The sequence below is a fragment of the Streptomyces sp. WZ.A104 genome (assembly GCF_002382885.1).
GTDB lineage: Bacteria > Actinomycetota > Actinomycetes > Streptomycetales > Streptomycetaceae > Streptomyces.
The window spans coordinates 18,162-43,900 of sequence record NZ_NWVL01000026.1 but is presented as its reverse complement, the minus strand read 5'-3'; the positions used below and the strand labels follow the sequence as shown (position 1 = coordinate 43,900).

Sequence of the window (25,739 nt, the reverse complement as noted above, 5' to 3'; positions counted from 1 at the left end):
CCATGTCGCCCCTCGACCTCGACGGCCTCGCCCCGGATACGGAGGTCCTCGTCGCACCAGTCCACCTCGCAGGTCCCGGACCGAGGGAGGCTGTCTTCGGCGTCCTCGACAGCGCCTCGGGTTGGACGAAGACCGTCGCCTTCGGCACGGACACGTACTACACCAGCCCGTGCCAGCGAGTCCGCATCGCCAACCCCGTGGAGAGCCACTACGGCGGCTGGACGATCACCTACGCCGAGGACCCGCTCGGCGTTCCCGACTGGATCGCCACCTTCGACCGCGAGACACCCCACGAGATCGTCACCGCCTTCACCGAGACGCTCGTCCACGGCCTGCCCCACCACTTCCGCGATTACCTCAGCGGTGGCGAGCGCTACACCGGCCTCGGCCCGGAGGACGTACTGCGCAAGGGCAACTGGCGAACGGTCCATGGAAGTCGCCCGTACTGGACCGTCTCACCCGACAAGCACGCGGCCCTGCGCACGCGAAGCGGGTGGCTCGACGAGTACACCGAGCTGCAGACGCCGGAGAAGTCCATGTGGCGCCTGTCCGGCGGCGTCGATCCCGTCCATGTGCCGAGCTGGAGGGCCTTCTTCAGCGGCAGCACCCCGCAGCACCTGCGCGCTGCCGCCGCCAGCGCCCTCGCCAGCCCGGACGCCGTACCGCGCTTCGTCGGCGACATCCCCGACCGGCACCGCGCCCTGGCGAACGTGCGCCTCGCCGAGCCGGCGGCCACCGTGCCCCGGGCCCAAGCGGCGCGGGCCCGCCGGCCGTACGCAGCCCACACGCCCGCGCCCGGACCGGAGGCCGCAGTCCCGTCGGCATCCCTTGCCGCGCACGGTCGCTCGCGCCGTCAGCGCTGACGCTCTACCGCCTACACCCGGAGATCCCCGTATGCCCTCCCGCCCGCTCGACGGCGACATCCACGTCGCGCCGCTGTACCTGGCCGGCTCCACCACCATCGGCGACCCGGCGCTGCAGCCGCTCCTCAACCACGGCTTCACGGCTCAAAGCGACGAGCTGGCGAACGTCTACGTCTCCTCCCTGGACCAGCATGTCCGGCTCGGCTTCCTGCCCTAGGGCCCCGACAACACCTTGTGGAAGGTCGCCGCCCACAGCGATCCCTTCGGACCGCCCGACTGGCTCGCCACCTTCGACGCCAACACACCGACGGAGCTGGTGACGGCCTTCACCACCACCCTCGCCGCCCGCTACTCCGAGGACCCGGACACCGTCCTGACCGGCGTTCGCCGTCCAGCCGAGGAAGGCTTTCGGCCCCTGAAAGAAGCCGGATGGAAGCGAGGTACCTGGCAGCTCACCACCCTCTTCACCGCGCCCGACGAACTCGCCGGCCTCACCCACAGGGGCGGCGTCCTAAATCCCCACGCTGAACTCCGCGGCGACGAGGACCGCTGGCTGCTCTGGGGTGGCCGCGATGGCTACAGCTCACGCTGGTACGCCACGTTCACCACCGCGGTCCCCGTCGACCTCATCGCGGCGACCACCGCCCGGCTGGCCGACCCCGCCCCCGTACTCCGCTACGAGTCCGAGGTCCCCGAGCAAAACCGCGGCGTCGCCCGAATACGCCCGGTGCCACCTCCGGTCCCAACACCACTGGATGTCCGGCGTGCCACAGCCGCACGCGCACGCTCCCACGCAGCTCGCCCTGTCAGCCGCGCGCCGGCAGCCACGTGCAGCCCCACCGCCCTCCTGCCAGCCCGCCCCAGCCACGGCCGACGAGCCCCGGCTGGGCGGTCATGACCGACAAATCTCAGCCCCATCTCCGTGCCCAGGAGCCACCCGTGTGGAACGTCACGTAATTCCCCAGCCGAAACGTCAAACACTCCCCATGGGGATCCTGACGTTGCGTCGCGATACCCATGATGACGCCGCTCTTCCCCGGGCCGCCCGACAGCCAGCCTGATCTTGAGGGACGCGGCGGACTGTCAAGGATGAGCGCAGCTCACCGCGTTAGCGGCGCCGCAGGCGTCCTTGATCGGCTGCGGCGTCCCGGACAATTTTCAGGCGGGCGGCCCGACACCCGCTACCCACTCAGCCCGAACGTCTGTCTGGGGAACGTGACGCCCCGACTGGGGAATTACTTGACCGTCGACACCACCCGTGACCGACGAATCCGATCTCGCTGCCGCCGACGCCATGATCCACGCCGCTTGGGGCCATCCCGTGGACGAGCTGACCCACTTTCTCCGCGAGGGAAAGGTCCAGGACCCCGCGCTGGTCGCCGCACTCAGGATACGAACAGCACTCGTCATCGACGACAGCGACGTTTCGGCCCATCAGCAGCGCCTTCACCGCCTCACCCGCCCGGACCGTGCCCCACTCTTCTACGAGCTCACGCAGGTCAGTACGTCCTCCGCCAAGTTGCTCAGCGCGCGCGCAGGCAGCCAGGCCCGTCTCCACGCCATCCGCTCGGTGATCGACGCCTACCCCGAGAACTACCTCGCCGACGGCCTCACGCGCTCACTGGCACGATCAGCCACACCACGAGCGGAAGCCGCCCGCGCCCACTCAGCTACAGAAACGGTGAACGGTCCGCCAGTTGCCCAGAACACCAGCCGGGTGGTGCCCACCAACCCGGCGACTCGTACGAGTCGCCGTTAATGCCCGTCGGCCCTTCAACTCTCCTGGCCGGGCCTTTCCTCCGCGCCTCGCACCATCAGCGCGAGCTCCTCGACGCTCAGCTCGATCCGCCTGCCGTCTGCCATACGAGATCGCCCCACGGACGCCGCCACCACATCGTCCACGGCTTCGTCGTACGTACGCATCGTCCTGTTCAGCACGCCCCTCCTCTCCTTCCTCTGGTCGCCCCGGGAACAGCTCCCGGGGCGACCGCTGCATTCCTCCAGGGCTCACCAACGATCGCTCTCCCGACCCAGTTCGCCCACGGCAGACGCCCATCCCCGTGGCAGGACTGGAGACCTGTCGGCCAACCATGTCAACGTACGACCGCTTCGAAAACCCCAGGTCAACGAAGGGTCTTCTCCTCATGACGCTCATCGCCGCTACACCGGTCCAGGTCCCCGTCGCCCCTCCTCACGCCACGCTCGGCGACCGCAAATGGCTGCTCGACTGCCACTGCGCCACCCCGGTGGTCGAGCTGCTCCGGCACAAGGGCTGGGACGTCTCCTCCGACCCGTACGCGAACGTCCACTGCTCCAGTCCCGATCAGCTGGTGTACGTCGGGTTCCTTCCCGAGACCAAGGAGGCCGCGCGCGGCGAGCTCTGGCACATCCACGTCAAAGACGCCGACGACAAGGTGGCCTGGAGCGAGACCTTCGGGCCCGGTGTCCCGGCCCAGGCCGTGGCCGGATTCCTCGCCGCGCTCATCGCCTCCCCCAACCGCGGCTGCCCCTGCGTCTGATCCACGCCAGACCACCCCGTTCAACCAGCTCAGGAGACCGTCTTGCCCCATCAGATCACCGTTCGTCAGCTGATCCGCCAGCTCCAGGCGGTCGACCCGGATCTCCCCTTGTACTTCGCCATCAACCCGGACTGGCCCCAGGTCCACCGCGTCGGACGCGTCGTTGAGGTCAGCGGCCCGGACGGCGCCGTTTACCTCGCCGAGAACGGTCAAGAGGGCGTGCTGCCGCCCGCGGTCCGCTGTCAGCTCGACTGGGCCGACGTGTGAACCGCCGGTCGCGCTCGCGGTTCCCGACGGACGCGAAGAACCCTCTGCATCCGCCCTTGTTCCTCGGTGATGTCGCCCACCGTCCCATGCCTCCCGACGTACGCGGCGCTCTCGTCCGCTCCGTGCCTCAGTCCGCCGCCAGGCCGATCCCAACGACCTGGGTGTTCGTGCGAGATCCCCATCACCTTCGTCCGGGCTCGGTGCTGCTGCACTGGGAACCCACCCCTTCGGGCGGGATGAACGTCGTCGCCCGCCTGGGCCTGGCTTCGACGGACGTCCCCCTGGCCACATGGCCGGACCTTCCCGGTAACTGGACTCGCGTCGTCCATCCCACGCTCCTGGAGACCATCGGTCTTCACGCCGCCCTGTCCGTGGCCGCCAAGGCGCTGCACCTCGCCAACCACCTCGCCGACTTCTGACCCGATGACGCACGTCGCACGCCGAGGGAGCTGCCTCAACCAGGCGGCCCCCTCGGCGTGCGTGATTGCCCGCGCACCGGGGTACAGCGCCACCACGTCAGGGACCCTGGGCTGCCCTGACCGAGGAGGCAGGGCGAAGGGCCTCGGCAGCCCCCTCACGCGCGGTCGACGCAAGGGCTGACTGCCCCGTGCTGACTGCCTGTCGCCCTACACGTCGTCCTGCGCTTCGTCCGCCTCGGGGGTGATGCTGGGCTCGATGCTGGGGCCGCGGAATTCGGGGTGGGCGCGGTCCATGGCGCCGGCGACATGCAGCGGGAACGGGTGGCGGGTACGCGCATCCCAGGCCAGGGACTGGTGGCACAACTGTGCTGCGAGAGCAGCGAGTTGTTGCGGGTCCCGGCCTCCGGCGTGGGGGACGGCAAGCTGAGTAGCTGTGAAACTGTGCCAGTCCTTGCGCTGGAGGGCCCAGTCGTCCTTGGGAAGGGTGAAGCGGGTGTAGACGCCGCCGATGCTGCCGGCTTGTCCGAAGCCCTCGTAGGTACGGGATGCCTGGGCGATGTACCAGCTGGTGAGGCCGGTGCTGGTCGTGCGCTTGTAGAGGCGGTCTTGGGGCTTGGGCGGGCGTTTGGGGCTCTTGCGCGGGCTGGCGGTGTTCTCCACCGGGGTGGGCACTTCGCCGTAGGAGGTGTTGACGGCGATCACGGCGACGGACCGTGTGGGGGTGCGCAGGTCATCCCCCGGCAGAGGCCCCCTGCCGAAGCGGACGTTTTGGAGGCCGGGCCAGATGGTGCGGCAGGCTTCCGTGTCCACGAAGATGATCAACGGGCGATCGGAGGGAAGGATCTTCAGGGCGGAATCGATGTGCTGACGCGCCAGCAAGGCGCCCTCTTCGTGACGCGCGTGCCCCTCGCGGCCGATCGCGCCCCGGCCGAAGGCCGCTTCTGCTGCAGCTTGGGGCCGCCAGTCATGGGTGCTGTGGTCGTAAGACTCCATGTGCCACGGGTGGTCGGGATCCCTGCTGGTGTGGAGCGCTGTGAGGACTTCGACCATCTGCGTGCGGTCGGCGGCGCCGGACCGGCGATTGCTGATGCGCTGCTGGCGTAGGTGGATACCGACCAGGATGGGTTCGTCGGCCAGGTCGGTGACGTGGCGGAGACGATCGTCCACGCAGCCGAGCCGGAACATGAGATCCCGCAGGGCGTTGATCGCTTTGTAGTCCTTGGGAGGTTCGGCCTCGTCGTCCGCTTCTGTCTCGGCCACGTCGTCGGGTTCGGGCGTCGTCTGGCGAGCCAAGAACTGGGAGACGATGTCGCGCTCGTACAGGGCACGGCGCAGGTCGCGTTTGTGGTCGTGGCGGTGCTGACCCGCTTCGCGTTCGCGTTTAGTTGGCTTGGGGTTCCAGATGGTCTCGACCCAGGCGCCGTTCAGGGTGCCGTCCTCAAGTTGGTCCAGGAAGGCGAGTTCGTCGTGCCAGTCGACGCGGTCGGCGCGGTCGAGGGCAGGCAGGCGGTGGAAGCGGACGAAGAGCCGTTCGCTGAGGCGGTGGTCGGTGTGGTCGCTGCAGTCCAGTGGCTGGTCGGGGGTGTTCGTGTAGGGGGCTAGGGCCTCGGTCATCCTCCGGCGCGTCGTGCCGTCGCTGTAGAGGGCGATGATGCGAACGGCTTCGCTGCCGGTGGCGGCGAGGGCGTGGTCGAGATCGGCGCGGGCGACCGAGCCCTTGGTCGGGCGGGTCAGCTCGATGGGGGTAGGTTCGAAGCCGACTTGGATGATCTTGGGGCGCTTGAAAGTCTCGTTGATGTGGTCGGCGAGGATCTTGTTGAAGCGGGTTCCGACACCTTTGCCGAGGACGTGCGGCACGGGACCCGGAACGAGAGCGCGCATCTGGCCTCGGAGCGCGGCGAGATCGTCGTTGGTGGGCCAGGCGGTGAAGTCCATGCCGCAGGCGTCGAGGACTTCGGCGGCGTAGTTGCGGGCGTAGGGCACCCACTCGCCGTCGTTGTTCTTGGTGTGGCCGATCGGCATCCGCAACAGCGTGTTCTTGTTTGTGCCGTGCTCGATGAAGGCGGTGCGGGTGCTGGCCCAGTGGGTGGCCAGGCGGCTGAACGTGGGCAGCACGTGGAGGGCGAACAGAGGCTCGCCGGGCTGGGTGACGACACGGAAGTCCAGTTTGTGCAGGGCGTATCCGGTGCGCTTGGGCTTCAGGGTCGTCCTCTTCGTGACGTCGTCCCAGCTGATGAGGCTGCCCTGGGTGTCCATGCGCCAACGGATTCGGCGCATCCTGGGGCCGTCGGGGACGGGCAGGGATGTGCGGGCCAGGCGCTGCGCGAAGTTCCAGGCCGCGACCCGGTAGAACCAGCCCGGGGCGTGCGGAGTGCCGTCCTCGGCCCCGCGGACGTAAGAGGCTAGATCGGGGTGCTCGACTTCGGCGGCAGCCAGCAGGGGGGCGAGCGTGTTGGCGTCCTCGCCCTTGCGTACGCACCGCTCCCACTCGCTGACCGCAGTGGACAAGATCCAGGGGTCGAAGGGCCGAGTGGTGACGGCGACGGCGGGCTGGGCGAATTCGTCGTCGACGGGCTCGTAGCTGTGCGGCATGAGAACGACAGGCTGGCCCGACACCGCGCTGAGCGCGGCGGCCAGCCCGGCATACGGAGGGCGGCGCGGCTTTCCGTTCTTGGCGTCGCCGTAGCTGGGCAGGGAGCTCCACGCCTCCCCGAACTCGCGATTCAGGGGGTAGAGCGTGATCTTCCCGAGCCCGCTGTACGGGAAGAGGAAGGCCAGGGTGCTGATCATCGGGTGGTCTCCCGGATGTGGTGATCGGCGAAGCGGAAGAAGGCGTTCAGGGTGGTGCCGTAGTAGCGGCGCATGAGGGGCAACTCGTTGCTCCGGGCCCACTGGGTGCGCAGCTCGCGGATGAGGTAGGGCAGGTCGGAGTTGCCGCTTGTGTCCAGGAAGGCGGCGTCGACGAGTTTGATGCGGCCCGGTGTGCCTCCGCGCCGGGCGCGGCCGACGAGCTGGATGAGGCTGATGATGAGCTCGGCTGCGATGGCTCTCTTGGCCCGGAGCGGCAGAGAGCGGAAGTAGCGTTCGCTGGTGATCAGCTTTTCGAAGTAGTGGCCGGCCACCGCGCGGCGCCGCTCGAGTTCGGTCCAGGGCTCACTGCTGGTCTCCTTCTCGTCCAGGGCGCGGGCACCGACGTGGGCGAGGAGTTCGTCGGGTTCGTCGACCAGCGGGACGGGGCGGATGGCGAGCCAGATGGAGCCGATCGCGGACTTGTTGGACTGCGGCGCGAGGATGTTCAGTCCTCGTTCGGCGCGGCCCAGCGGAGCGATCAGGATCCGGGCCTTGGGCAGACGGGTGAACGATTCCAGCTGGTCGCCGGGGATCTCGTGCCAGAGCAGTTCGCCGGTCTCGTCGTGACGGGCCACGGGTTCGTCGTCCGGACGGGGTCTGACGGCAACCGCGATGAGACCGGGTTCGGCTCCGGCGGCCAGCAGGCCGTCGCGCAGGTGCTGGCAGCTGTCGTAGGAAGTGGTGACGAGCAGGATGGAGTCCTGAACACGGCGCTTGCTCAGACCTCCGAGATCCTTCAGCTCGCCACGCAGCCTGGGCCACATGCGTCGGCCCAGAAGACGCGTGGCCTCGATCCGGTCCTTGCCCGTGATGCCAGAGACCCTCAGCATCTCTTCGCCCAGGCCGGGGAAGAGCTCGGCCTCGATGCTCACCCCGTGATCGACGTCGTCGGGTACCCACCAGGTGGGGACGGTGTGCACGTGGTGGCGGTGTGCACCGGGCGCGTACGCGGTGGCGGACAGGCCCAGCACGACACGCTTGTGGCCGCTGTGTGCCAGGGCGGTGATCTGGCCCAGGGTGGTGACGTAGGTGTGCGGGTCCCCGCCGAAGGCCGCCACGCTCAGCCGGGTGTCTTCCGGCACCCCGGTCCTGACGTCCTCGGTGAAGGCGAACATGAGCCGTCCCTGCGGACCATGCGGGATGGCCCGCCACGCGCTGAAGGGCCCGAGCACGTCGGCGATGTCCCGTGCCGCCTCGACGCCGGCCAGCTTGAGCTGCTGTGCGTTGTGGACGAAGCGGTACAGCAGCAGCCGCAGGGGTTCGAGGAAGGCTCGGCGCAGCATCCGGTCCAGCACGTCAGCCCGGACCTGCTGATTGGGCACCCACGGGGCAAGCCGCTGCTCCAGCTGCTTGCGCACGTGGGACAGTGATCCGGCATCCGCGTCAGGGTCGATGACATCCCGCAGGAGCTCGGCGAACGGATGCAGGTGCTCGGGCAACGCCGTCATCTTGATCTTGCGCTCGTACAGGGCGGCGAACAGACCACGCTCCGCCGTATCCGGCGAGAAACCGCGCTCTTGCGTGGTCACCTGCTGGTCGTCGTTGGCGAACAGGGCACGCAGCTGCGTACTGATCCACCCGTCCCAGCGCTGCGGAATGATCCACCGTCGCTCCTGAGCCGGACGCCCCGACTTCTTGGGACTGCGACTCCTCTTCTTCACCTCTTTGCGGTCGCTGGGGCCGAGCGCACCGTGGGCGAGGTGGCTGGTGTAGGTCTCGGCGAGCCAGCGGGTACGCATCAGCGTGTTGCGCATACTCTCGTCCAGGGCCGGACGCACCCGCCCGAATGCCTGGATGAACTCACCGTCGAGCCTCAGTAGCGGACGCTGGTCCTGACGGTTACCCCAGGCCAAAGTGAGTCCCCTGCCGGCCCGGCCCAGGACGAATGACTGGAAGGCGTCCACTTCGTCCAGGGCGGTGAGCTGGCAGCGCCGCAGGATCAGTTCCTCCACCGTCATCCGCTCGACGATGGCCCCGGAGTCGACCTGGACCGGGATGTGCAGATGCCCCTGGTAAAAGTTCGCGTGCGTGGTGACGATGATCTGCGCGGTGCAAGCCTGCCGGGCCAGACGGAACTTCCCACACACCGCACGGAACGGACAGGCGCAGGTCCCCAGTCGCCGCGCCTTCGAGCCCCGGCCTGATTCCGGGACACCGACGGGCCGATACGGGACCAGGGACATGCATGCCTCATGACCGGGTACCCAAGCATCGACCTCGTCGTCGACGGTGGCCAGCGACGGCAGGGCACAGCCGTAGCCGAGCCGGTCCTCCGCCCACTTGATGAAGGCCCGGTCCCTCGACTCCGCTGCCACTTGATCCAGGGCGACCATCATGCTGTTCGGCGACATCAGCGGCACAACCAGTCGCTCGGGATGCTCAACTCCGCGCGAGCGCAGGTCCTTCTCGATGCCGTAGGCCATCTTCAGCGCCGCCATGGTGGTGGGAACGGCCAGCCCCAGCGTGACGCCCTCCTCATGGGCCCAGGAGCCCAGACTGCGCATCAGCACGCTCTTGCCGAACCCGGTCGGGGCTTGGAGCACCCGCAGATTCCCTGCCTCCACTCGCAGCAGTTCACCGAGCTCGACGTCGTCGCCGGTGCGCAGCTGAGCAAACAGCGGCTCAAGGGACTCGGTACGGAAAGACTCACCGGCTTCCTGGTCCAGCACCCTGTTGAGAGCGAGGAACTCGTTCACCTTGAGGGTCAACTGCCCGGCCGCCGGCGCGGTGCGCACCCTGACAGGCTCGACCTCCGGTGCCGCATGCCGCTCCTCCAGCGTGTAGTGGGCCTGAACGGCCCACGTGGAGTCGTGACCGGCGATCGGCACCCGCAGGGTGGTCACGTAGTCGCCGGGCTCGGCGCCGGGCAGCGCACCGGAGTTCTCGGCACGCAGCCGGTCGATCTCCTCCAGCAGCACGTCGGCGAGCTCCTGGGGCAACATGCCGTGGCGGGCGGCGAGCACCTCATCGTCCTGCAGGACGTACTCACAGATCGCCCCCGTGGCCAGGAACCGCTCCGCGTCCGTACGCAGCGACTCCTCGTTACTCAGCCGGTTGGGGCGCTGGCGCAGCATGCGGCTGATCCGCCGCTGCTCGTCGCCCGAGAGCTGCGGATACTCGGTCCACGCGTCGTACTGCCCCGTGAGCAGGTAAGACACGCGCTGTAGGTCGGTACCGGCGCTGCCGTCCCCCGTCCGCAGCGGAAAGTGCTGTTGCGCGAGTGCGCACGCGCAGGCGATGACCTTCGGCAGAATCCGCCGGTCCAGCTCGCTGTCCTTCTCCACCAGCTGTACCGTCATCGCCGACCGGCCTTTCGCACCTCAGCCTTGGCCGCCTTGAGGACCTCGCTCACCAGTAGGACCGTCAGATTCGGCAGCCGTTCGGCCAGCTCGTCCCGCTGCGCTTCGCCCCGGTAGTCGGGAATGACGATGGTGCGTGCCGCTGGCGGCTTCCTGCGTAACTGGTCAACCAGTGACACCGCGCACCCGTAGTCCTTTACGTCGATCCGCAGCTCCCAGCCTGTCGCAGGGACGCGGACCAGCAGGTCGTAGCGGTCCTTGCCCGGCCAGAGTTGAACCTCGACACCCCGCTCCCTGAGCGCGTCCAGCCTCTCGAAGAGGTAGATCTCGGACACCCCGGAGATGACGATGTGGCGCCACACCGCAGTCTCTACGCACATGCTTCGCTTCGGCCCTTCGCGGTGAAAGGACCGGGCCGCCGGTTGCCGGGGCACGCCGCCGTCACGTCGCTGCAGCTTCGGGCGCCCTTTGGCGGAGTCTGCGCGCACGAAGTACGCCGCGTTGTGCAGGGGGAAGCGGCAGCGCACCTGCTCACCGTCGACGTGCATCGGCCACTGGCACACCGGGCACGGCCACCAGTACCTTCCCCGGAACACCTGATCGGCCGGGATCGGCACGTAGCGCACGGACTTACGCATGCCGACCGCCTGACTGAACAGCTCCGCCAGCTGCCTCTCTTCACCGGCGGGTTGCTTCACCACGAAATACCGGTGCGCGGTGTACTCCTTCTCGCTCGCCCCCTCGTTGATCTGCTGGAATGCCTCGCGCTCCACCAACTCGCCGTGCATCCACGCCCACGTGGGGAGCCAGCGGCGCGCCGGATCCACGCCCCCGCTCAACAACTCGACGATGTCCTCGCAGCCCTCGGCGTACACGTCGTCGCTGAGCTCGCCGCCGTCGAGAACCCTCAGCGAGCCCATCGTGCTGTCGGCGAAGAGCTCGGGAGCGATCTGCGCGAGGGGATGATGCAACGCCTCGATGAGCATGGTCGGCGTGTTCGGGCCCTGGCCCGGGCCACACACCGACATGACGACCCCGGTCATGCGGGCGATCTCCCGGCGGGCGGCCGGCTCCTCGTAGCGGCAGGTGTGCGCGTACCCGGCACGGACGGCCGCGCTGGTAAGCACCCGGCGGTGATACTGCAAAACGTCAGACGACAGCGTCATCCGGCTCTCCATCTCACATCATTAAGTGACCACGACAGAGCTCTCTGTGATGACGGGATGATGCCAGCAGACTGACGCTGCCCCAGCGAAGCCACGACACGCCACATCAGGTGCTGACCTGCAACAACTGCGACGTGAGGGTGCATCCGGCGTAATTGGAATTCATCAGGATCGGTGAGCAACGATGCACCGAGTTGACGGTCGGCGCGACTCTGGCTGCAACACCATCCCCCGGTCAATGTCGCTGCCGGTCTCAGCCAGAGGGCATGAATGCCGCTGACCAGGACCTACTCGGGCCTCGGCTCCGACAGGTAGGTGCCGGCGAGCGTGCCGTCGTACCCCACGGCCTGGGCCGCGGCCTCCAAGCTCGGGTAGTCCTGGCCACCGATGTCGATCATCGCCTCGTAGTCTGCACGCGTCAGCTCGGGCTCGACCCACTGGTGCGCACATCGGCAGCGGATGCTGATCTGGCTGCGGTCGCAGATGACCATCCAGTCGCGCCGGGCTCCGCAGTTCGGGCACATCACCAGGATGCCGCCGATGCGGATCTCCTCGGGGTGGGTGGTGGCGCGGAGACGGATGATGCCGTCGCCGAGCTGCGTCTCCTGCTGGAGCCTCAGCAAGGGGTCGTCGGCTGCCGTCTCCGGCAGCACGGCTCTCTGGGTCCGGAGGTCTTCGCTGAGCATTGGCATCGTCTCCTCGTCCTGTTGTTGACCAGCCCTAACAGCGTCGGCCATGGGTGTCCAGCGCTTTGAGGTGCTGGTCAGCGCCGTGGGCCCGGCCTGCGGGTGCTGTTCGTGTCGTGGTGAGCCGTGGGCTCAGGTGCCGGCGGCTTCGGTGATCGGGGCTGCGGCGGGGGTGTCCGCGTGTGCGCGCGCGTGCTGGGCAAGTCCGCGGTAGCGGGCAGTTTCCCCATGCGACGCAGGCGCCAGACGAGTACATCGGTGACGTTGTCGGCGGTCTCCAACTCGCGCCACTCGATCGCCTGCTGGAGCAGTGCGTCGGGGTTGTGTCCGGCGCGCTCGGCTTGGGCAAGGGTGGCGGCGAGCGCGTCCCAGCCAGGCTCGCGCAGGACGTGGTCGGCCTGTCCGGGCAGTGCGGCTTCCATGGTGTGGGCATAGCGGTCGCGTACGGGGGCGGGGAGTCGGCGTCCCTGTTCGCGCATCGCCTTCATGGGCGTGGCGGACGCGGTCTGGTAAGCGGCGCGCAGGTGCTGCGCGGCTTGTCGGGCGGCAGCGGCCTGCTGGGCGTGGCCCCGGGCGGAGTGCCAGTGGATGGCGGCGATCGTGACGAGGACCATCGTGGACAGGAGCATCGCGGTGGCGCCGCCGTCCTCGCCTTTGCCGAGGGCGTTGCCGGCCCGGACGATGCCACGCGCGGCGGAGCGGAGAGCGCGGTGGTCGGCGTGCTCGGCGCGGGTGTGAGAGCGGGTGGCGCGTTCGAAGGCGCGGGCGGCCTCGGCGAGTTCCTTGCGGGTGGAGGCCGGGGAGGTCTGAGCGACGGCGTCGAGGAGTTCGCCCACGCCGATGAGCTGAGCGGCGCCTGCCGCGTCGTCGTCCCCGGCGAGTACGGTGACGGCCTGCTCCGCGACGTGGGTGGCGTCTCGGCGAGCACCGGCTGGGCGAGCGGCCCGTGGGGCGGGGCCCGTGACGGTCGTCGGCTCGTCCTCGGGCGGTTCGTCCGCAAGGCGCTGGCGAATCCTGGGGAGGGAGAGGTCGGGGGCGAGCCGGGAGCCGGGGAACCAAATAGGCTCGCCGTCACGGTTCCGGTCGCCGGGCAGGGCGACCTTGTATCCGAGGATGTCGCCGGAGGGGGCTACACGCTTTTCGAGGCGAAGGCCGGCTTCGGTGAGACGACGGAAGAACTCGTCCTCGTCGGCGGCGCCGGCCAGCGCCTGGCGGACGTGCTCACGCAGCGTTTCACGGGGCGGTTCGATGCGGCCGGTGCGCTCCGCCTTGGCGCGTTCGGCGCTGGTGGGGCGTTGGGCGGCGGTGCGGTCGCCTTCGTTGAGGATCTGCAGGCCCCACTCCTTTTCGATCTTGCGGCATTCGGCCTGGGCGCGGATACCGTCCTGGTGCCGGCGGGGGCTTCGTCCGTCTTCGCGTTTGAGCGTGGCGACGATGTGGATGTGGTCCTCGGCGTGGCGTACGGCGATCCAGCGGCACGCCTTGTCGTCGCCTTCCTCGGCGATGCCGGTGGCGTGGACGATGCGGCGGGCGACCTCGGCCCATTCGGCGTCGGTGAGGTGCCGGTCGCCGGGGGCGGTGCGGACGGGGCAGTGCCAGACGTGCTGGGTCGGGCGGCGGTCCTTCGGGAGGGCGAGGACGGGGAGGTCGAGCCGGTCGGTGAGCTGCTTGAGGGTGGCGCTCGGGTCACGACCGGGGTCGGGTGCGAGCTCCGGCATCCAGGCGGCGACGAGGTGCGGGTCAGTGTGTTCGTCCCGGCGGCCAGGCCCGTAGAGATAGGCGAGGAGGCCGTACGTGCGGCTGCCGGTGGAGACGTCCGGGACCACGGCGTCAGCGCCTCGCCATCTCGATGGCGGCGGCCTCGACCCGGGTAGCGGCGCGCAAGACTCGGGCGACCGCGTCGTCGGCGTACTCGGCATGTCCACCGGAGTTGAGGATGCGGGCCACCTGGTTCAGGTTGTTGCCGGCGCGGGCGAGCTGGGCGCTGGCGGCCATCAGCTCCTCGACGCGACCGCGCTGGTCCATCAGCCACGCCTTGGGGCCGCCTTGGGCTTGGGCGACCGCGACCGCGGCGTCGGCGAGGAAGCCGGCGGTCTTCAGGCCGACCGTTTCGGCGGCGCGTTTCACGACGTCGAGTTCGTCGCGGGTCAGGCGGACGCTGCGGACTTGGTCGCGGTGCACGCTCTGGCGCAGGCGGGGGCGCGTACGCGACTCGGGACGCACGGTTTCTTCTCCCCCTGGCTGCGATCCGCCCTCGGTCGCAGCCCCATGGCCTGGCGCCCCCTGGTGCCGGGGCTCCCCCGCCCGCTCGGGGGCGGGGGCAAGCCCTTCCGAAACTCCTCCGCGGCCTGTGGCTGCGGAGGAGTTTCGGAAGGTACAGCTTGCTCGGCCTCGTGCCGGGCAGTGGCCTTCGCCCAGGTCAGCGGGGGCGGAGGGCGGATCGGTAGGCGTCATCGGAGCAGTCCGGAGGTGTCGCGACGTACGTCGCGCAGGACTTCGGCGACGAAGTCGAGGGCGAGGACGGGGTGGTGGAGGGTGCGGGGTGTGCTCGTGGGTGTGCGCTGGACGGTCCAGGCTCCGTCGGGACCGGGTTCGGCGTGATGGAGGTGTCCGTACCGGCCGAGCACGGTGATCCAGGCGTCGGCTTCGGCTCGGGTGGCCGTGGTGGGGCGCATGTGGTGGCTCCGGTGCGTGTGCGAGGTGGGAGGGGGTCGTTGCTCGGCGGGTGCGCCGGTCCGGATGTCCGGGCCGGGACACCCGCCGAGCAGGCTGTCCGGTCAGCCGGTCCGGGTGTCCGGAGCCTTGTCCGCTTCCTTGCGGAGGTGCTGCATCAGGACGGTCAACCGGTCATTGCCGAGACCGTGTCCGTGACCGCGGATGGCGTCCGCGACGACCTTGCGGGTCAGGTCGCCGGCCTCGGTGACCGCCGGTCGGGCGATCGCAAGGAGTTGCTCGTCGGTGACCGGGGCCGACCTGCGGGGTTCGGTGTCCGGAGGGTCGGTGGGCCGGGCCTTCGGGGACGGGCCCGAAGTGGTGTCCGGACGCTTGGCCGGGTCGGCGGGGTGGGTGACCGGGCGAGGTCTGGGAGCGGGGTGTCCGCCCTGGTCAGCGTCGCGGCCACCGTGCTCGGGCTCCGGTTCGACCGGCTTCTTCCGCGCTCCGGACACGGTGTCCGGGGTGGTCTCCGAGGTGTCCGGCCGCTGGGTGACCGCCGGGCGGCCGGTGTCCGGACCGGGCAACTCGGCCGGGTGTCCGGACATGACCGGGGCTGTACCTCGTACGCCCCAGCCGAGGTGGTTATCCGGACGGTCATCGGTGACCCGCTCCATCCGGACACCGGCGGTCTCCTGGTGTCCGGACAGGTCGGCCTCGGCGGCCCGGCGGGCGATGAGGATGTACAGGTGGACGGCGCCGGCCAGGGCGAGCGGGGCCAGGGTGGACAGGACGCCGACGGTGACGTCGCCGAGCCGGAGGCCCACACCGTCGTGCTGCTGCTGGTTGAGGCGTACAGCGTGCAGAGCGTTGGCCCAGATGCTGGCGGCGGTCGCGGTGCCGAACAGCGTCCACACGTAGCAGCGGGCCGCGAGCGGGGCGGTGCGCAGGACCAGGAGGGCTCGTACTCCGTAGGCGATGAATCCGTCGATGACCAGGGGGAAGAGGAAGGTCAGGAGTCCTCGGACGTGGATGGCGGTGGCCATCTGCTGCAGGGCGTCGTACGAGAGCGCGCATCCCGCGCCGCCGAGGGCGACGACGGCGGCCCGGTCCCAGCCGTTGATCCGCGCCGGTACGGGCGCGATGTGGCTCACGCCGCCGTCCCGAGGTCGTCGCGGGCCGGGAGTTTGGCGGCGGGATTCTTCAGGACCTGGGGGGCGTTGTTGGGCGTCTTCGATGCCTCGTTCGCCTTCTTCTGCTGGTCGACGGCACGGTTGCGGATCTCTCGGCGAGTGCGACGGTAGAGCTTCCCGGCGTGTGCCTCGGTGACCTTGAGCATCCGGGCGAGCTGCTCGGCGGGGATGTCGGCCTGGTAGGCGGCGCGGACGACGGCGCGGCGCTCGGCCTTGGTGAGATGGATGTCGCGTCCGGACAGGGCTTCGTTGACGCGTGCGTAGTTGAGGCGTTGCCCCAACTTGCCGTGCAGCTGCTCTCGCTCCTCCTCGGTCAGGCCACCCCGGATGCCGTCGCGGTCGCCGTTCTCGAGGGCGGCGTCGAGGCAGGTACTGCTGACCGGGCACTGCTCGCACAGGGCCTTGGCGGCGGCGATGCGGTCGACCTCGTCGGGCTCGGGGAAGAAGAGTTCGGGGTCGACCCGGTGGTGCGCGGTCGAGCGGCAGGCGGCCCGGTCGCGCCAGGTGTGGTCGCCGAGGGCTCGGGGCTGCGCGGTGTCAGTGCGGTGCATGGGGGTGTCTCCGTATCCCCCCGGGCCGCGTTTGGGCAGGGGCGACCTGGGGGTTGGTGCAGGTATGAGAAACGGGCCGGTGCCGGCCGTCACGGGGCAGGGTCAGGCGCTGGCGGCGGCGAGAGCGCGTCGCTCGGCCGCGAGGGCTCGTCTGCGGTCGGGGCCGTCGAGGATGACCCGGTCGGTCATCTCGGTGAGCCGGGAGGCGACGCGGTCGCCGATGTGGGCCCGCAGGTCGGACATGCCGAGGTTGGTGGTGATCAGCGTCGGGAGCATCGCGTTGTAGCGGCGGTTGATGAGCCGCATCGTGATCTCCTCGGTCCACTCGCTGTTCTTCGCCGCCCCGAGGTCGTCGATGATCAGCAGCGGGCAACGGGCCAGGTCCATCAGCTCGCGCTCGCCGTCGTGTCCCGGGCGGGGCCGCAGTTCGGCGTACAGGTCGGCGGCCGTGATCGCCTTCCAGCGCAGCCGGACCCCGGCGATCAGGAGCGAGCGGACCGCTCCGTACGCCTGGTACGTCTTGCCGGTCCCCGTGGTGCCGACGATCAGCAGCGAGCGGCCCTCGGCGAGTCCCGGGGCACCTTCGGGCCCGGGGCGTCCCCGCTCGGCGACCTCGCGGACCCAGGCGGCGACGGCCGGGTGGTCGGCGACGGCGGCACGGTAGCGGGCCGGGATACGGGCCTGCGCCGCCTGGAGGGCGGGGACGGGCTCGACCGGGTCCGTGAGCTTGCTGTTCGGGTCGATGCCCCGGGAGGTGAGGATGTGCGCCAGTCGGCGGGCGATGCCCCCGACGGGCTGGGCGTCGTAGTCGCGCATCACAGCTCCTCGGCGTAGGCGGCGGCAGGGTCGGCGGGATTGGCCCAGGCCCGGTGACCGGGCACGCTAGGCCGGGATTCCGGCCGGACCAAACCGGCGCGGGTGGCGTTCATGGCCTCGTGGACCAGGCTCGGCAAGGTGCTGGGGTGCAGCCCCTTGGCGCGGTGGAGGGCCAGGCCGGCGCGGATGTGGCCGGGGCCGATGCCCTCGGCGAGGAGCCTGGCCGTCTCGCGGCCGAGGTGACCGAGGACGCCGCTGGGCGGGCGATGTGCGCAGGCGGCGGCGTACTCGGCGATGAGCTGCTGGGCCGAGGTGGTCTCCGGTGCGTGGGCGCTCGCGCCCCCCGAAGGGGAAGAAGTTCCTAGATCCAGGTTCCTAGGTCCAAGATCCAGGGGGTGAGGGCTCACCGCGGGTTCAGCGCTCCCTCCGTGAGTGTTCAGTGAGGACTCACTGAATGCCTCGCGACCTGCGGTTTCGTGCGATCCGGAGGATTCGGCGCGGATTCGTGCGTCGTCAGTGAGTCCTCCGTGAGCCTTCACCGCGGATTCCGGGACGTCTCCGTGAGTCTGCGGCGCATCCGGCTTCGGCTTCCCGGCGGCGTGCTTCGGACACTCGGGGAGTCGGCTGCGGCTCGCGCGGTTGATCTTCTGGTGCCGGTGCCAGGTGACGATGTGCAGGTACCGCTTGCCTTCGTCGTCCTCGTAGCGGCAGATCAGGTTGGCGGCAGCGAGCTGGATCAGGTCGTCCTCGACGTCGACCGGCGTGCGCCCGCCCCGGACTGCCCAGAGCTCTCCACAGAGCGCGGCGGGCTGGTCACGGAGGCGGCCGTGGTCGTCGGCGCGGCTGATCAGCCCGAAGAAGGTTCGCTCGGCGTAGACGCTCACCTGCGCCAGGGACTCGGACGTGAAGGCTTCGGGCTTGAAGGTTCGGATCCTTGCCACGCTCAGCGCCTCCCGTCCGCGACCGCGTACGCCTCGGCGGCGGGGCGCAGGACACCGTTGGTGAGGTCGAGGTCGTATGCCTCGTTCCAGTTCACCTCGGGGTGGGTGCGCATCACCCAGCGTGCGGCCGTCAGGCCCTGGGCCCGGTTGAGGGCGACAGGGCTCCCCTGCTCGTCGTAGGCGCGGGCGTGGGGGCTGGGCCAGGTCCGCTCGGGTTCGCGCTGCGAGACGCGGATGGTGCGGGCACCGGGCACCATGTCCGCGAGGAGGGTGGCCAGGCGGCGCCGGCGGGATCCGGCGGGGTCGGGAGCCTGGACAGGCTGGGCGGTGTTCGCCCTTCCGTGCCGGGACTCGGGCATGCGAGAATTCCTCACTCGTAGGTGGAGTGGGACGGCCGTTCTCGTCGAAAAGGTCAGCCGACCCGCTCCAGTTATGGATCCGCCCCCTTCGGGTGGCGGGCTCGGCGTCCGGAAGCGGCTAACTTCTGGGCGCCGGTTTCATTTCCCCTAGAGGAAGCGCGTCTGCGGCGCTTGGGGTAACTCCTACTTCCCTCCCATGCGTTGAGCCTGGCGTCGGCGTTTCCGCCGAGGGACCAGCAACATATGCAGACAGCGGTCAACACTCCAGCTGGCAGCGGGTGCTGAGCCGATTCGACGCCAACTCGACATACACCGCTGGAGCAGTGGGCGGTCGTGGCTCATGACCCGCCCCGCGGCCCAGAGCCTTGGAAGGGTTCGAAGACGAAGATCGAGCAAGCGTGCAACGCCGCTCGCCCTTCGCTAAGCTGAAACTATTCCCGACCGAAGAAAAAGTCAACGTACTGGATCGACTCCAGTTTGCATAAAAAACGAGGTCCGATGCCTGCTCGTCACTTCGACCGAAGCCGTCTACGTGCGGTACGGCGAGCCGCCGAGATCTACCAGGCTGCCGTTGGCGAGGCGCTGGGAGTGTCCGACTCGGCGGTCGCCGGCTGGGAGACCGGCGCGCAGACTCCCGATCCGGAGAGACTGCCCGCGCTGGCGCGCGCGCTCGGACGGGACGTGAACGACCTGTTCCCACGGTCTGGGCCGCCCGATCTGACTGACCTGCGCTGTGATGCCGGCTACTACCAGTACGAGACGGCTGAGCTGATCGGAACCAAGAGCGCCGGCCCAGTAGCGGCGGCCGAACGCGGAGAGCGACGTCTCAAGGACAAGTACGTCCCGGCCTTGGCGGCGGCGTACGGGGTCAGCCCGGAGGAGCTGCGGCGAGCGGAGGCCCGGTCGGTCGCCAAGGCGCGGGGTGTGCAGGTTGACGAACCCGCACCGTCGGGAACCGGGAGCGCCTCAGCCCTCGGCACCCCTCCCGAATCGCTGGCCGAGAAGATCACCCTGCTCCTGAACAGCTCGTATCCCGGCCCCCAGGGGCCCCCCTCGGATGCGGAGATGGCGAACGCGGTGAACGCTCACGCCGGAGCGCAGATCATCACCGAGGAGGGCTTCCGGGATCTCCGTACGGGCATCACCGGGACCGCGTCGCCGGCGGTTCTGGACGCGCTCTCAGTCGTCGTGGGCGTCTCGCGGATGTACTTCGAGCCAGACGCCGCCGTGGCTGCTCAGGTCTATGAGGGTCTTCACCTCCTCGCAGCCGCGAAGAAGGGCGCCGTGGGCCGGGTGAGGGCTCGTGGGCTGGGCTCTCAGGGGCTGTCACCGAAGGCGATGGCACTGGTGAACGAGTTGGTGGCGGAGCTGGAGGAGAAGGAAGCGGACGCTGGCGAGTAGCGCCTGTCCGCCCTCCTACGCTGCGGACAGGCGGCGTGGCTACTCGTGCCCCGGCGTCTTGCCCGGCTCGTGTAGGCGCCCCTCAGCGACGACGGCCCGGACCGCCTTCAGCGCGTTGAGGTCTTCGACGGGGTTTCCGTCGACCACCAGCAGGTCCGCGCGGAACCCGGGAGCGATCCGACCTGTCGTCCCGCCCAGTCCGAGCGCATCGGCCGCGTCGGCAGTCGCCATGTCCAGGATCCTGCCGTTCGGCAGCCCGAGGTGCGCGTAGAACGACAGGGCGGGCACCAGTCCGTCGAACCCTGTGCGCTGGACTCCGGCGTCGGTTCCCGCGATGAGCTTGGCTCCGGCCTCCGCCATCTGCCGTACGAGGTCGAACATGGCCGCCGCCCGCTCCTCGCCGAAGAAGCGGGGGAGCATCTGCCAGTGGGGACTCACAGCCGGGCAGACAGCGATGCCCCGGTCGATGATCTGCTTCAGGACGTCCTGCCGCAGGTCGAAGCCGTCGCTCGTCATCCACGTACAGTGCTCGATCGTGTCCACCCCGGCCTCGACGGCCGCGGTGATGCCGTCCGTACCGTGTGCGTGGGCGGCCACCCGCAGGCCGGCCTGGTGGGCCTCGTCCACCAGGGCCTGGAGTTCTTCCGGGGAGAACTGGCTCTGCCAGCTCTGCGGCCCACCCTTGGTCAGACCGCCCCCGGTCACCATCGCCTTGATCACGGTGGCGCCCGCCTCGATGTTGCGCCGCACGAGATCGCGGACCTCGGCTTCCCCGGAAACCTCACCGCCGAGGAAATAGCAGTGGCCTCCAGGCGGGGTCGCGGGTGTGCCGGCGGAGGCGATCCGGGGACCGGGAGTCCTGCCGCTGGCGATCTCCGCGTCCAGCTGGAGGGCGAGGCCGTTGCGGTCTCCCAGGTCACGCGCCGTCGTCACACCGCTGGAGAGGAGTTGTTCCGCGCGGCGGCGCATGTCCTTCAGGAGGGTCTCGTCGCTCGACTCCTGGAGCGTGGCCACCGGGTCCGCACCGCCGTCGAACACCAGGTGCACGTGGGCGTCGATGAGACCGGGCACCACCGTGCCCTCGGGAAACGCGAGGTGCGTGTCGTCCGCGCCGGCCCGCGCCGCGATCTGCGCGCGGGGCCCTACCGCCGTGATCGAGTCGCCTTCGACGAGGACCGCGCCATCGTCCAGATACGTTCCGGGGCCCACGAGGACTCGGCGGGCGGTGATCAGCATCTCGGCCTCCTTGTTCGTCGGTGGTCAGGCGGACAGGCGCAGCGCGTCCGATACCGCGATCAGCTGCCGCACGTCCGCGTCCCGGTCATCCGCCTGGGGCATTGCCAAGGGGACGGCCTGACGCGCTGGGCTGGCGTCCATGCCGATCGTGGTCACGGCTTGGCGGAGGCGGTCCGCCAGCACAGCCGGGGGGAGGGAGAGGATTTCGGCGCCCTCACCCTCGCGGACCAGATACGGGCTGATGTCAACCAACCCGTCCCGGCATTCCACTATCCGCCGGTGGTAGCGCCGGTGCACGCCACGCGCCCTCCAACGGTCCCAAAGCGCCGGAGAAGCCGGCCGCAGCACGTTCTCGGGGTACGCGTCGGTGAGCAGCTGCCACAGCGGGGCCAGGCGGCGGTGGTCACGGCGTCGCCGCAGCCAGAGCCGCGCCGAGGTGACCCTCGCGCGGGCCCCCGCATAGGTGACTCCGGCGACGAAGAGCAGGATGGACACGACGAGGAACACCGCGACGCAGGCCATGAGCGGATGCGGCACGGTCCTGCCACTCCAGCGGACGGCCACGAAGACCGCGCGGACCGCGCAGGCCACCGCCATCGCGCTCAGGCCCACAGCGGCCATCCACAACCCCGTCGCGTGCGGGCGACGCGACATGCGGGCGTACTGGCGGGTCCACCGACCGGTGACCCCGAGGGCGTACATGAGGTACAGGCCGGTGACGCCGTAGAAGAAGGCGATCTGCGGGATCGTCATGTCCGCCGTACTGAAGGAGCCGGCGAAGACGTCATGGGGAACCGTCTCCGCGGCCACGACGATGGCCACGGCCACCAGTGCGACGACGACGGCCTCTCGTCGGGCCCGTCGACGGGCGGCCGGCCCGTCGGCGGAGTACAGGTAAAAGCACATCAGGAAGTAGACCGTCAGCAGGAGCAGCACGTTCTGCACGAGCTTCGCCGTGCCATGCCCGGCCACGGTGTCGACGCCCGAAGCACCACCCGGCATGGCCAGGGGGTAGGACAGCACGGCGGTGAGCAGGCACAGGGTGACGGAACGCAGCGGCGCGTCCTGCGGGGCCCGCGACCACTGGTAGAGCTTCCACGCCACGGCAGCGGCGAGGCCCAGGAGGATCAGTTCGGTCATCGGTTACAGCCATCCTCGTCGGTCGCCGAGGGCCGCCTGCACTCGCTGCACCGTGGGGTCCTCCGGCATCGGGGCGACATGGTCGAGCACCGACGACCACTCCAGGATGATCGTGGCCGCCAGCTCGACGGCGCACTCCTCCCCGTCGTCGTACGAGCATCGGCGGGCCACACGCCGGATCAGCGCGGGATCGAGCACTGGGATCATCGTGGCCCAGCCCTCGACGAAATCGTCCGGAGCTTCCTGCTCCTCCTCGGCCTGCTCGTCCTCCGCCACGATGATGTGGAACACCTCGTGCAGGATGATGTGATCCTGATGCAAGGGGGTCGTTTCCTGCTGGTAGAGCACCACGTCCATCTGAGGCGTGTCGACCCACAGCCCCGACGGTCCGGGCTTCTCCAGCGGGAAGGGCCGCAGGACAATCGGCCGTCCTCGCCTCTCGCCGAGCGCCCGGCACAGCTCCTTCACGTCCAGCGGCGGCTGGACGCCGAGGTCCCGAAGCTCGCGACGTAGCCGACGGTGCAGGTCGCGCTCCACCGTCCGCTTCTGAGCGGTACGCCAGCGCCCAAAGCGCCGACGGCTCAGTCCGCCCTGCGCAGGCACCTTGCTGTGTTCAGTCGTGTCGCGGTCAGTTCTTCCCGGCCACATCAGTAATCCCCTTCGCACCAGCCGTGGATTGCTCCGACACGAAGCCGGGCGACGGCCGCGCCCGTTCCGACCATGTCCAGTCCCGCAGCACGTCGCAGCCGAAAGTGATCACGGGCATCGAGGGCAGTACGTCGATCCAGGCCGCGAATGGCCTGATCCGTGAACCACGCAGGCGCGCACCCAAGACTCCTCAGACACCGAAGTCACTGACGCGAACGAGCAATGACACGACGCAAAGCATCCCGGGCAGGCTCTGGGGACTCCATTGGACAGTACGCGAAGCCGCGTCAAGATCCGGCTGGAAAACACCTACCGGGCCACAGCGACACTCACGCACCAAATCGCACTAAATCAGCACACGGAGTTGTAGATCATGCTTTTGAGCTGGCAGTTCTCGCGAGCGGAGCGGCCACGCCAAGCACCTCAAGAGGGGTTGCCTTCGTTATCGATCCGAGACACCTTCATCACGAGCGAATGCGCCAAATAGGTATATCAAGCACCAAAAACCCCGTCTTTCGTGACGGGAGGAGAGGTGTGGCCATGGCCACTTTCGGACAGTCGGGACATCATTCGCGATTAGACTTCCGGGCATGCGCGCCGAGATACACCGCAAAGGAACTGGCTACCTGGAGTTCTGGAGTGAGTACCATTTGTGCACTCTGACCACGCTCCGCCCAGACGGCCGACCGCATGTCGCGCCAGTTGGGGTCACCGTGGACGCCGACGCGGGCATCGCTCGGGTTATCACCCGCAAATCGAGTAGGAAAGTCGCCAACGTGCAGGCGGCGCTTCCCGGCCAAGCACGCGTCGCCGTCTGCCAGGTGGACGGAGGGCGCTGGGCGACGCTGGAAGGCGCGGCCGAAGTGCGCACGGACGCAGCCGCAGTGGGCGACGCTGTGACGCGCTACGGAAAGCGGTACCGGCGCACGCCGGCTCCGGACCCGGAGCGTGTGGTCATCGAGATCACGATCGACCGAGCCATGGGGCATGTCGATGTGCCCAAGTCCAAGGTCTCGAACTCCGCGGCCTAGGGATCAAGTATCTGATCGAGCCCTTGCAGCCGTGGGTGGCACGAGAGCCAGGCCATGCCGAGGGGAGGCGCTGACGGCGAAGTCCCCTGATGGCAGAGGCGTTCGCTGTGCTGCCGCCACGGGGTACTTCAACGGATCTCCGGCTCGGCACGCTCGAAGTCGTACACCGCGAAGTCGGCGACCGGGCGGTATCCGATCCGCTGGTAGAGGCCGTTGCTGGTGGGGTTGGCCAGGTCCGCGAACAGCAGGACCTCCTCCGCGCCCGCGGCAAGAGCGGCCCGACTCACCTCGACCGTCGCGGCGCCCGCGTAACCGCGGCCGCGCAGGTGGGCCGGGGTGTAGACGGGGGCCACCCGGATCAGACCGGCGACCATCGGGGTCATGCCGGCCATGGAGACGGGGGTGCCGTCCGGGGTCTCCCAGAACCTGACGCGTCCGTGGGCGATGCGCGTGTCCGCCCATGAGCTGTTGTCCGCAGCGGGGGTTCCTCCGATGTCGGCGACGAACTCACGGTGCCAGAGCATGAGTTGCTCGCGGTCCTGCTCGCGCGCGATTCGACCGCGGCCCTCCGGGCGCGGCTCCGGCGGTGTGAGCGTGCCGAGGCGGTACAGGCGCTCCCGCTCATGGAGCGTCGGCGTCGCCCCCGTGTGCCGCTGCCAAGCCTCGGAGAAGGCGGTGGCGGTGTCGTGGTCCGCACTGACGCCTGGAAGGGAGCGGCCGAGGCCGACCAAGTGGGCGGCGAGGGTATCGGCCTCCTCAGGGGTAAGCGGGGTGAGGTACAGACGGCGCGGCGGGGTACGGAAGAAGGCCGCGCAAATCTCACCCGCTCGATCCAACCAGCCGAAGATGGGGGCTTCGGCGCCGTACGCGTCCGCCCCACGCGTACGCAACGCCTCGGTCACCGTCAGCGGGACGGTGTGCAGGGCAGGGCGCGAGTGCAGGAAGTCCTCGGCGTGAGCGAGAAAGCCGTCGAGGTCTTCGGTGACGTGCCAGTCATCCGGACGCATGCCTCGTGATCCCCCGTGCTGTCGGAGTGCGCCCGCGGCTTTCCCGCTGGGGCGTTAGAACCGAATCTGTCCGATCATGTCCACAACACCGGAAACTAACCGATTGATCTCCGGTGCCATCGATGTGCTGGCCAGGAAGAACCCGAAGAGGACGCTCACGACCGCGGGCCCGGCCTTCAGAGAGCCGCGCCGGACCAAGACGACCAGGAGGATCCCGAGCAGCAGGACGAGGGAGATGTTCAGGAACATCAGGAATCCGCGGCCTCCGCCGGTCCGCTCCGCTCCCTGCGCGCCTGACCAAGGGCTTTGCGCAGCGGACCGGGCTGTGTCAGGGACCTCGGGCCTCGAGGGAGGACGTGCCAGTGCAGGCCGGGCGGCTCCGTGGCCCCGGCCGGCGGCACGACGACGTGGCACTTCTGGCCGAGGGGAACCGTCCCCGGTTCCTCCCAGTCGGCGGCCGTGCCGGGCGGCACGAGGAAGTACAGGCGAGGCTCCGGCCCTCCGGGGTCAAGGATGACCGGACCGACCGCCGCGCGGTCCTCGCGGAGAAGCTCGATCGCGCGCCGGCCGGTGAGCTCCACAGCGCGTATGGCATCCCACCATTGGCCCGCTGAGCACAGCTCGGGATCGTCGCCTATCGGCATCCACCGAGGCGGCAGCGCGGGAACGCGCGGGGTGACGTCAGACATGGAAAC

Annotated in this window: 28 protein-coding genes; 9 read left to right on the top strand and 19 right to left on the bottom strand. The window is 69.4% G+C overall.

Features of this window, described 5'->3' with window-relative positions; translation table 11 throughout:
* Window positions 1-2 precede the first annotated feature (2 nt).
* From CIB93_RS16165 to CIB93_RS16150, 4 genes are all read left to right on the top strand, one after another.
* Window positions 3-863, top strand: a complete 861-nt coding sequence (locus CIB93_RS16165) for a DUF317 domain-containing protein (RefSeq protein ID WP_179500133.1) — start codon at window positions 3-5, stop codon at window positions 861-863.
* A gap of 31 nt (window positions 864-894) precedes the next feature.
* Window positions 895-1,080 carry a hypothetical protein gene (locus tag CIB93_RS16160; protein WP_096627538.1) on the top strand — a complete coding sequence of 62 codons (186 nt, stop codon included), beginning with the start codon at window positions 895-897 and terminating at the stop codon, window positions 1,078-1,080.
* 15 nt (window positions 1,081-1,095) lie between these two features.
* The gene (locus CIB93_RS16155; protein ID WP_096627537.1) at window positions 1,096-1,761 is read left to right on the top strand and encodes a DUF317 domain-containing protein; all 666 of its coding nucleotides are present in this window, start codon (window positions 1,096-1,098) and stop codon (window positions 1,759-1,761) included.
* Window positions 1,762-2,121: 360 nt separating this feature from the next.
* A complete protein-coding gene (locus CIB93_RS16150) occupies window positions 2,122-2,622 on the top strand; it encodes a hypothetical protein (protein WP_096627536.1) in 501 nt (166 codons plus the stop codon).
* Between the two features lie 14 nt (window positions 2,623-2,636).
* Here the strand turns inward: CIB93_RS16150 and CIB93_RS16145 are convergent, their stop codons facing one another.
* The gene (locus CIB93_RS16145; protein WP_257002219.1) at window positions 2,637-2,801 is read right to left on the bottom strand and encodes a hypothetical protein; all 165 of its coding nucleotides are present in this window, start codon (window positions 2,799-2,801) and stop codon (window positions 2,637-2,639) included.
* A 206-nt stretch (window positions 2,802-3,007) separates the two neighbouring features.
* Here CIB93_RS16145 and CIB93_RS16140 point away from each other — a divergent pair, with 206 nt between their 5' ends.
* From CIB93_RS16140 to CIB93_RS16130, 3 genes are all read left to right on the top strand, one after another.
* Window positions 3,008-3,382 carry a DUF317 domain-containing protein gene (locus tag CIB93_RS16140; protein WP_096627534.1) on the top strand — a complete coding sequence of 125 codons (375 nt, stop codon included), beginning with the start codon at window positions 3,008-3,010 and terminating at the stop codon, window positions 3,380-3,382.
* A gap of 42 nt (window positions 3,383-3,424) precedes the next feature.
* On the top strand, window positions 3,425-3,649 hold the full coding sequence (locus CIB93_RS16135) for a hypothetical protein (RefSeq protein ID WP_096627533.1): 225 nt from the start codon (window positions 3,425-3,427) through the stop codon (window positions 3,647-3,649).
* Between the two features lie 167 nt (window positions 3,650-3,816).
* Complete coding sequence (locus CIB93_RS16130; RefSeq protein ID WP_257002218.1) at window positions 3,817-4,068, top strand: esterase; 252 nt, start codon at window positions 3,817-3,819, stop codon at window positions 4,066-4,068.
* A 207-nt stretch (window positions 4,069-4,275) separates the two neighbouring features.
* Here CIB93_RS16130 and CIB93_RS37945 read toward each other — a convergent pair whose 3' ends face one another.
* The 12 genes from CIB93_RS37945 to CIB93_RS16070 form a co-directional block, all read right to left on the bottom strand.
* On the bottom strand, window positions 4,276-6,858 hold the full coding sequence (locus CIB93_RS37945; RefSeq protein ID WP_179500132.1) for an RNaseH domain-containing protein: 2,583 nt from the start codon (window positions 6,856-6,858) through the stop codon (window positions 4,276-4,278).
* Window positions 6,855-10,217, bottom strand: coding sequence for a hypothetical protein (locus tag CIB93_RS16120; RefSeq protein ID WP_096627532.1), 3,363 nt, complete (start codon window positions 10,215-10,217; stop codon window positions 6,855-6,857). The genes CIB93_RS37945 and CIB93_RS16120 overlap by 4 nt, the downstream gene beginning before the upstream one ends.
* Window positions 10,214-11,383: a hypothetical protein gene (locus tag CIB93_RS16115; protein ID WP_143660058.1), complete on the bottom strand. Its 1,170-nt coding sequence runs from the start codon at window positions 11,381-11,383 to the stop codon at window positions 10,214-10,216. Before CIB93_RS16115 ends, CIB93_RS16120 begins: the two co-directional genes overlap by 4 nt.
* 287 nt (window positions 11,384-11,670) lie before the next feature.
* Window positions 11,671-12,069 (bottom strand): hypothetical protein, encoded by a 399-nt coding sequence (locus CIB93_RS16110; protein WP_096627530.1) that lies wholly within the window; start codon window positions 12,067-12,069, stop codon window positions 11,671-11,673.
* 77 nt (window positions 12,070-12,146) lie between these two features.
* On the bottom strand, window positions 12,147-13,895 hold the full coding sequence (locus CIB93_RS16105) for a relaxase/mobilization nuclease domain-containing protein (RefSeq protein WP_257002217.1): 1,749 nt from the start codon (window positions 13,893-13,895) through the stop codon (window positions 12,147-12,149).
* Window positions 13,896-13,899: 4 nt separating this feature from the next.
* On the bottom strand, window positions 13,900-14,292 hold the full coding sequence (locus CIB93_RS38860) for a MobC family plasmid mobilization relaxosome protein (RefSeq protein ID WP_257002216.1): 393 nt from the start codon (window positions 14,290-14,292) through the stop codon (window positions 13,900-13,902).
* Window positions 14,293-14,519: 227 nt separating this feature from the next.
* Window positions 14,520-14,744 (bottom strand): hypothetical protein, encoded by a 225-nt coding sequence (locus CIB93_RS16095; RefSeq protein ID WP_096627528.1) that lies wholly within the window; start codon window positions 14,742-14,744, stop codon window positions 14,520-14,522.
* Window positions 14,745-14,846: 102 nt separating this feature from the next.
* Window positions 14,847-15,875, bottom strand: coding sequence for a DUF2637 domain-containing protein (locus CIB93_RS16090; protein WP_096627527.1), 1,029 nt, complete (start codon window positions 15,873-15,875; stop codon window positions 14,847-14,849).
* Window positions 15,872-16,465 carry a WhiB family transcriptional regulator gene (locus tag CIB93_RS16085; protein ID WP_096627526.1) on the bottom strand — a complete coding sequence of 198 codons (594 nt, stop codon included), beginning with the start codon at window positions 16,463-16,465 and terminating at the stop codon, window positions 15,872-15,874. The genes CIB93_RS16090 and CIB93_RS16085 overlap by 4 nt, the downstream gene beginning before the upstream one ends.
* 102 nt (window positions 16,466-16,567) lie before the next feature.
* Window positions 16,568-17,281: an ATP-binding protein gene (locus CIB93_RS16080; protein ID WP_096627525.1), complete on the bottom strand. Its 714-nt coding sequence runs from the start codon at window positions 17,279-17,281 to the stop codon at window positions 16,568-16,570.
* A complete protein-coding gene (locus tag CIB93_RS16075) occupies window positions 17,281-18,222 on the bottom strand; it encodes a hypothetical protein (RefSeq protein ID WP_096627524.1) in 942 nt (313 codons plus the stop codon). The genes CIB93_RS16080 and CIB93_RS16075 overlap by 1 nt, the downstream gene beginning before the upstream one ends.
* Before the next feature lie 2 nt (window positions 18,223-18,224).
* Window positions 18,225-18,581, bottom strand: a complete 357-nt coding sequence (locus CIB93_RS16070) for a hypothetical protein (protein WP_257002215.1) — start codon at window positions 18,579-18,581, stop codon at window positions 18,225-18,227.
* 498 nt (window positions 18,582-19,079) lie between these two features.
* Between CIB93_RS16070 and CIB93_RS16065 the strand changes: the two genes are divergently transcribed.
* Window positions 19,080-19,982 (top strand): helix-turn-helix transcriptional regulator, encoded by a 903-nt coding sequence (locus tag CIB93_RS16065; RefSeq protein ID WP_096627522.1) that lies wholly within the window; start codon window positions 19,080-19,082, stop codon window positions 19,980-19,982.
* A gap of 39 nt (window positions 19,983-20,021) precedes the next feature.
* Here the strand turns inward: CIB93_RS16065 and CIB93_RS16060 are convergent, their stop codons facing one another.
* Genes CIB93_RS16060 through CIB93_RS16050 form a run of 3 tightly spaced genes read right to left on the bottom strand, consistent with a single transcriptional unit; the run spans window position 20,022 to window position 22,895 of the window.
* Entirely contained in the window at window positions 20,022-21,218 is a 1,197-nt protein-coding gene (locus tag CIB93_RS16060; protein WP_096627521.1) for an amidohydrolase family protein, read from the bottom strand.
* Window positions 21,219-21,242: 24 nt separating this feature from the next.
* Window positions 21,243-22,358 carry an MAB_1171c family putative transporter gene (locus CIB93_RS16055; RefSeq protein WP_096627520.1) on the bottom strand — a complete coding sequence of 372 codons (1,116 nt, stop codon included), beginning with the start codon at window positions 22,356-22,358 and terminating at the stop codon, window positions 21,243-21,245.
* Window positions 22,359-22,361: 3 nt separating this feature from the next.
* Window positions 22,362-22,895, bottom strand: a complete 534-nt coding sequence (locus CIB93_RS16050; protein WP_096627519.1) for a hypothetical protein — start codon at window positions 22,893-22,895, stop codon at window positions 22,362-22,364.
* A gap of 701 nt (window positions 22,896-23,596) precedes the next feature.
* Between CIB93_RS16050 and CIB93_RS16045 the strand changes: the two genes are divergently transcribed.
* Window positions 23,597-24,037, top strand: a complete 441-nt coding sequence (locus tag CIB93_RS16045; protein ID WP_096627518.1) for a pyridoxamine 5'-phosphate oxidase family protein — start codon at window positions 23,597-23,599, stop codon at window positions 24,035-24,037.
* A 128-nt stretch (window positions 24,038-24,165) separates the two neighbouring features.
* Here the strand turns inward: CIB93_RS16045 and CIB93_RS16040 are convergent, their stop codons facing one another.
* From CIB93_RS16040 to CIB93_RS16030, 3 genes are read right to left on the bottom strand one after another with little or no spacing between them, the layout of a single operon-like run.
* Window positions 24,166-25,044 carry a GNAT family N-acetyltransferase gene (locus tag CIB93_RS16040; RefSeq protein WP_096627517.1) on the bottom strand — a complete coding sequence of 293 codons (879 nt, stop codon included), beginning with the start codon at window positions 25,042-25,044 and terminating at the stop codon, window positions 24,166-24,168.
* Window positions 25,045-25,098: 54 nt separating this feature from the next.
* Complete coding sequence (locus CIB93_RS16035; protein ID WP_096627516.1) at window positions 25,099-25,293, bottom strand: hypothetical protein; 195 nt, start codon at window positions 25,291-25,293, stop codon at window positions 25,099-25,101.
* A complete protein-coding gene (locus CIB93_RS16030; RefSeq protein ID WP_039649455.1) occupies window positions 25,293-25,733 on the bottom strand; it encodes a hypothetical protein in 441 nt (146 codons plus the stop codon). Before CIB93_RS16030 ends, CIB93_RS16035 begins: the two co-directional genes overlap by 1 nt.
* Between the last annotated feature and the right edge of the window lie 6 nt (window positions 25,734-25,739).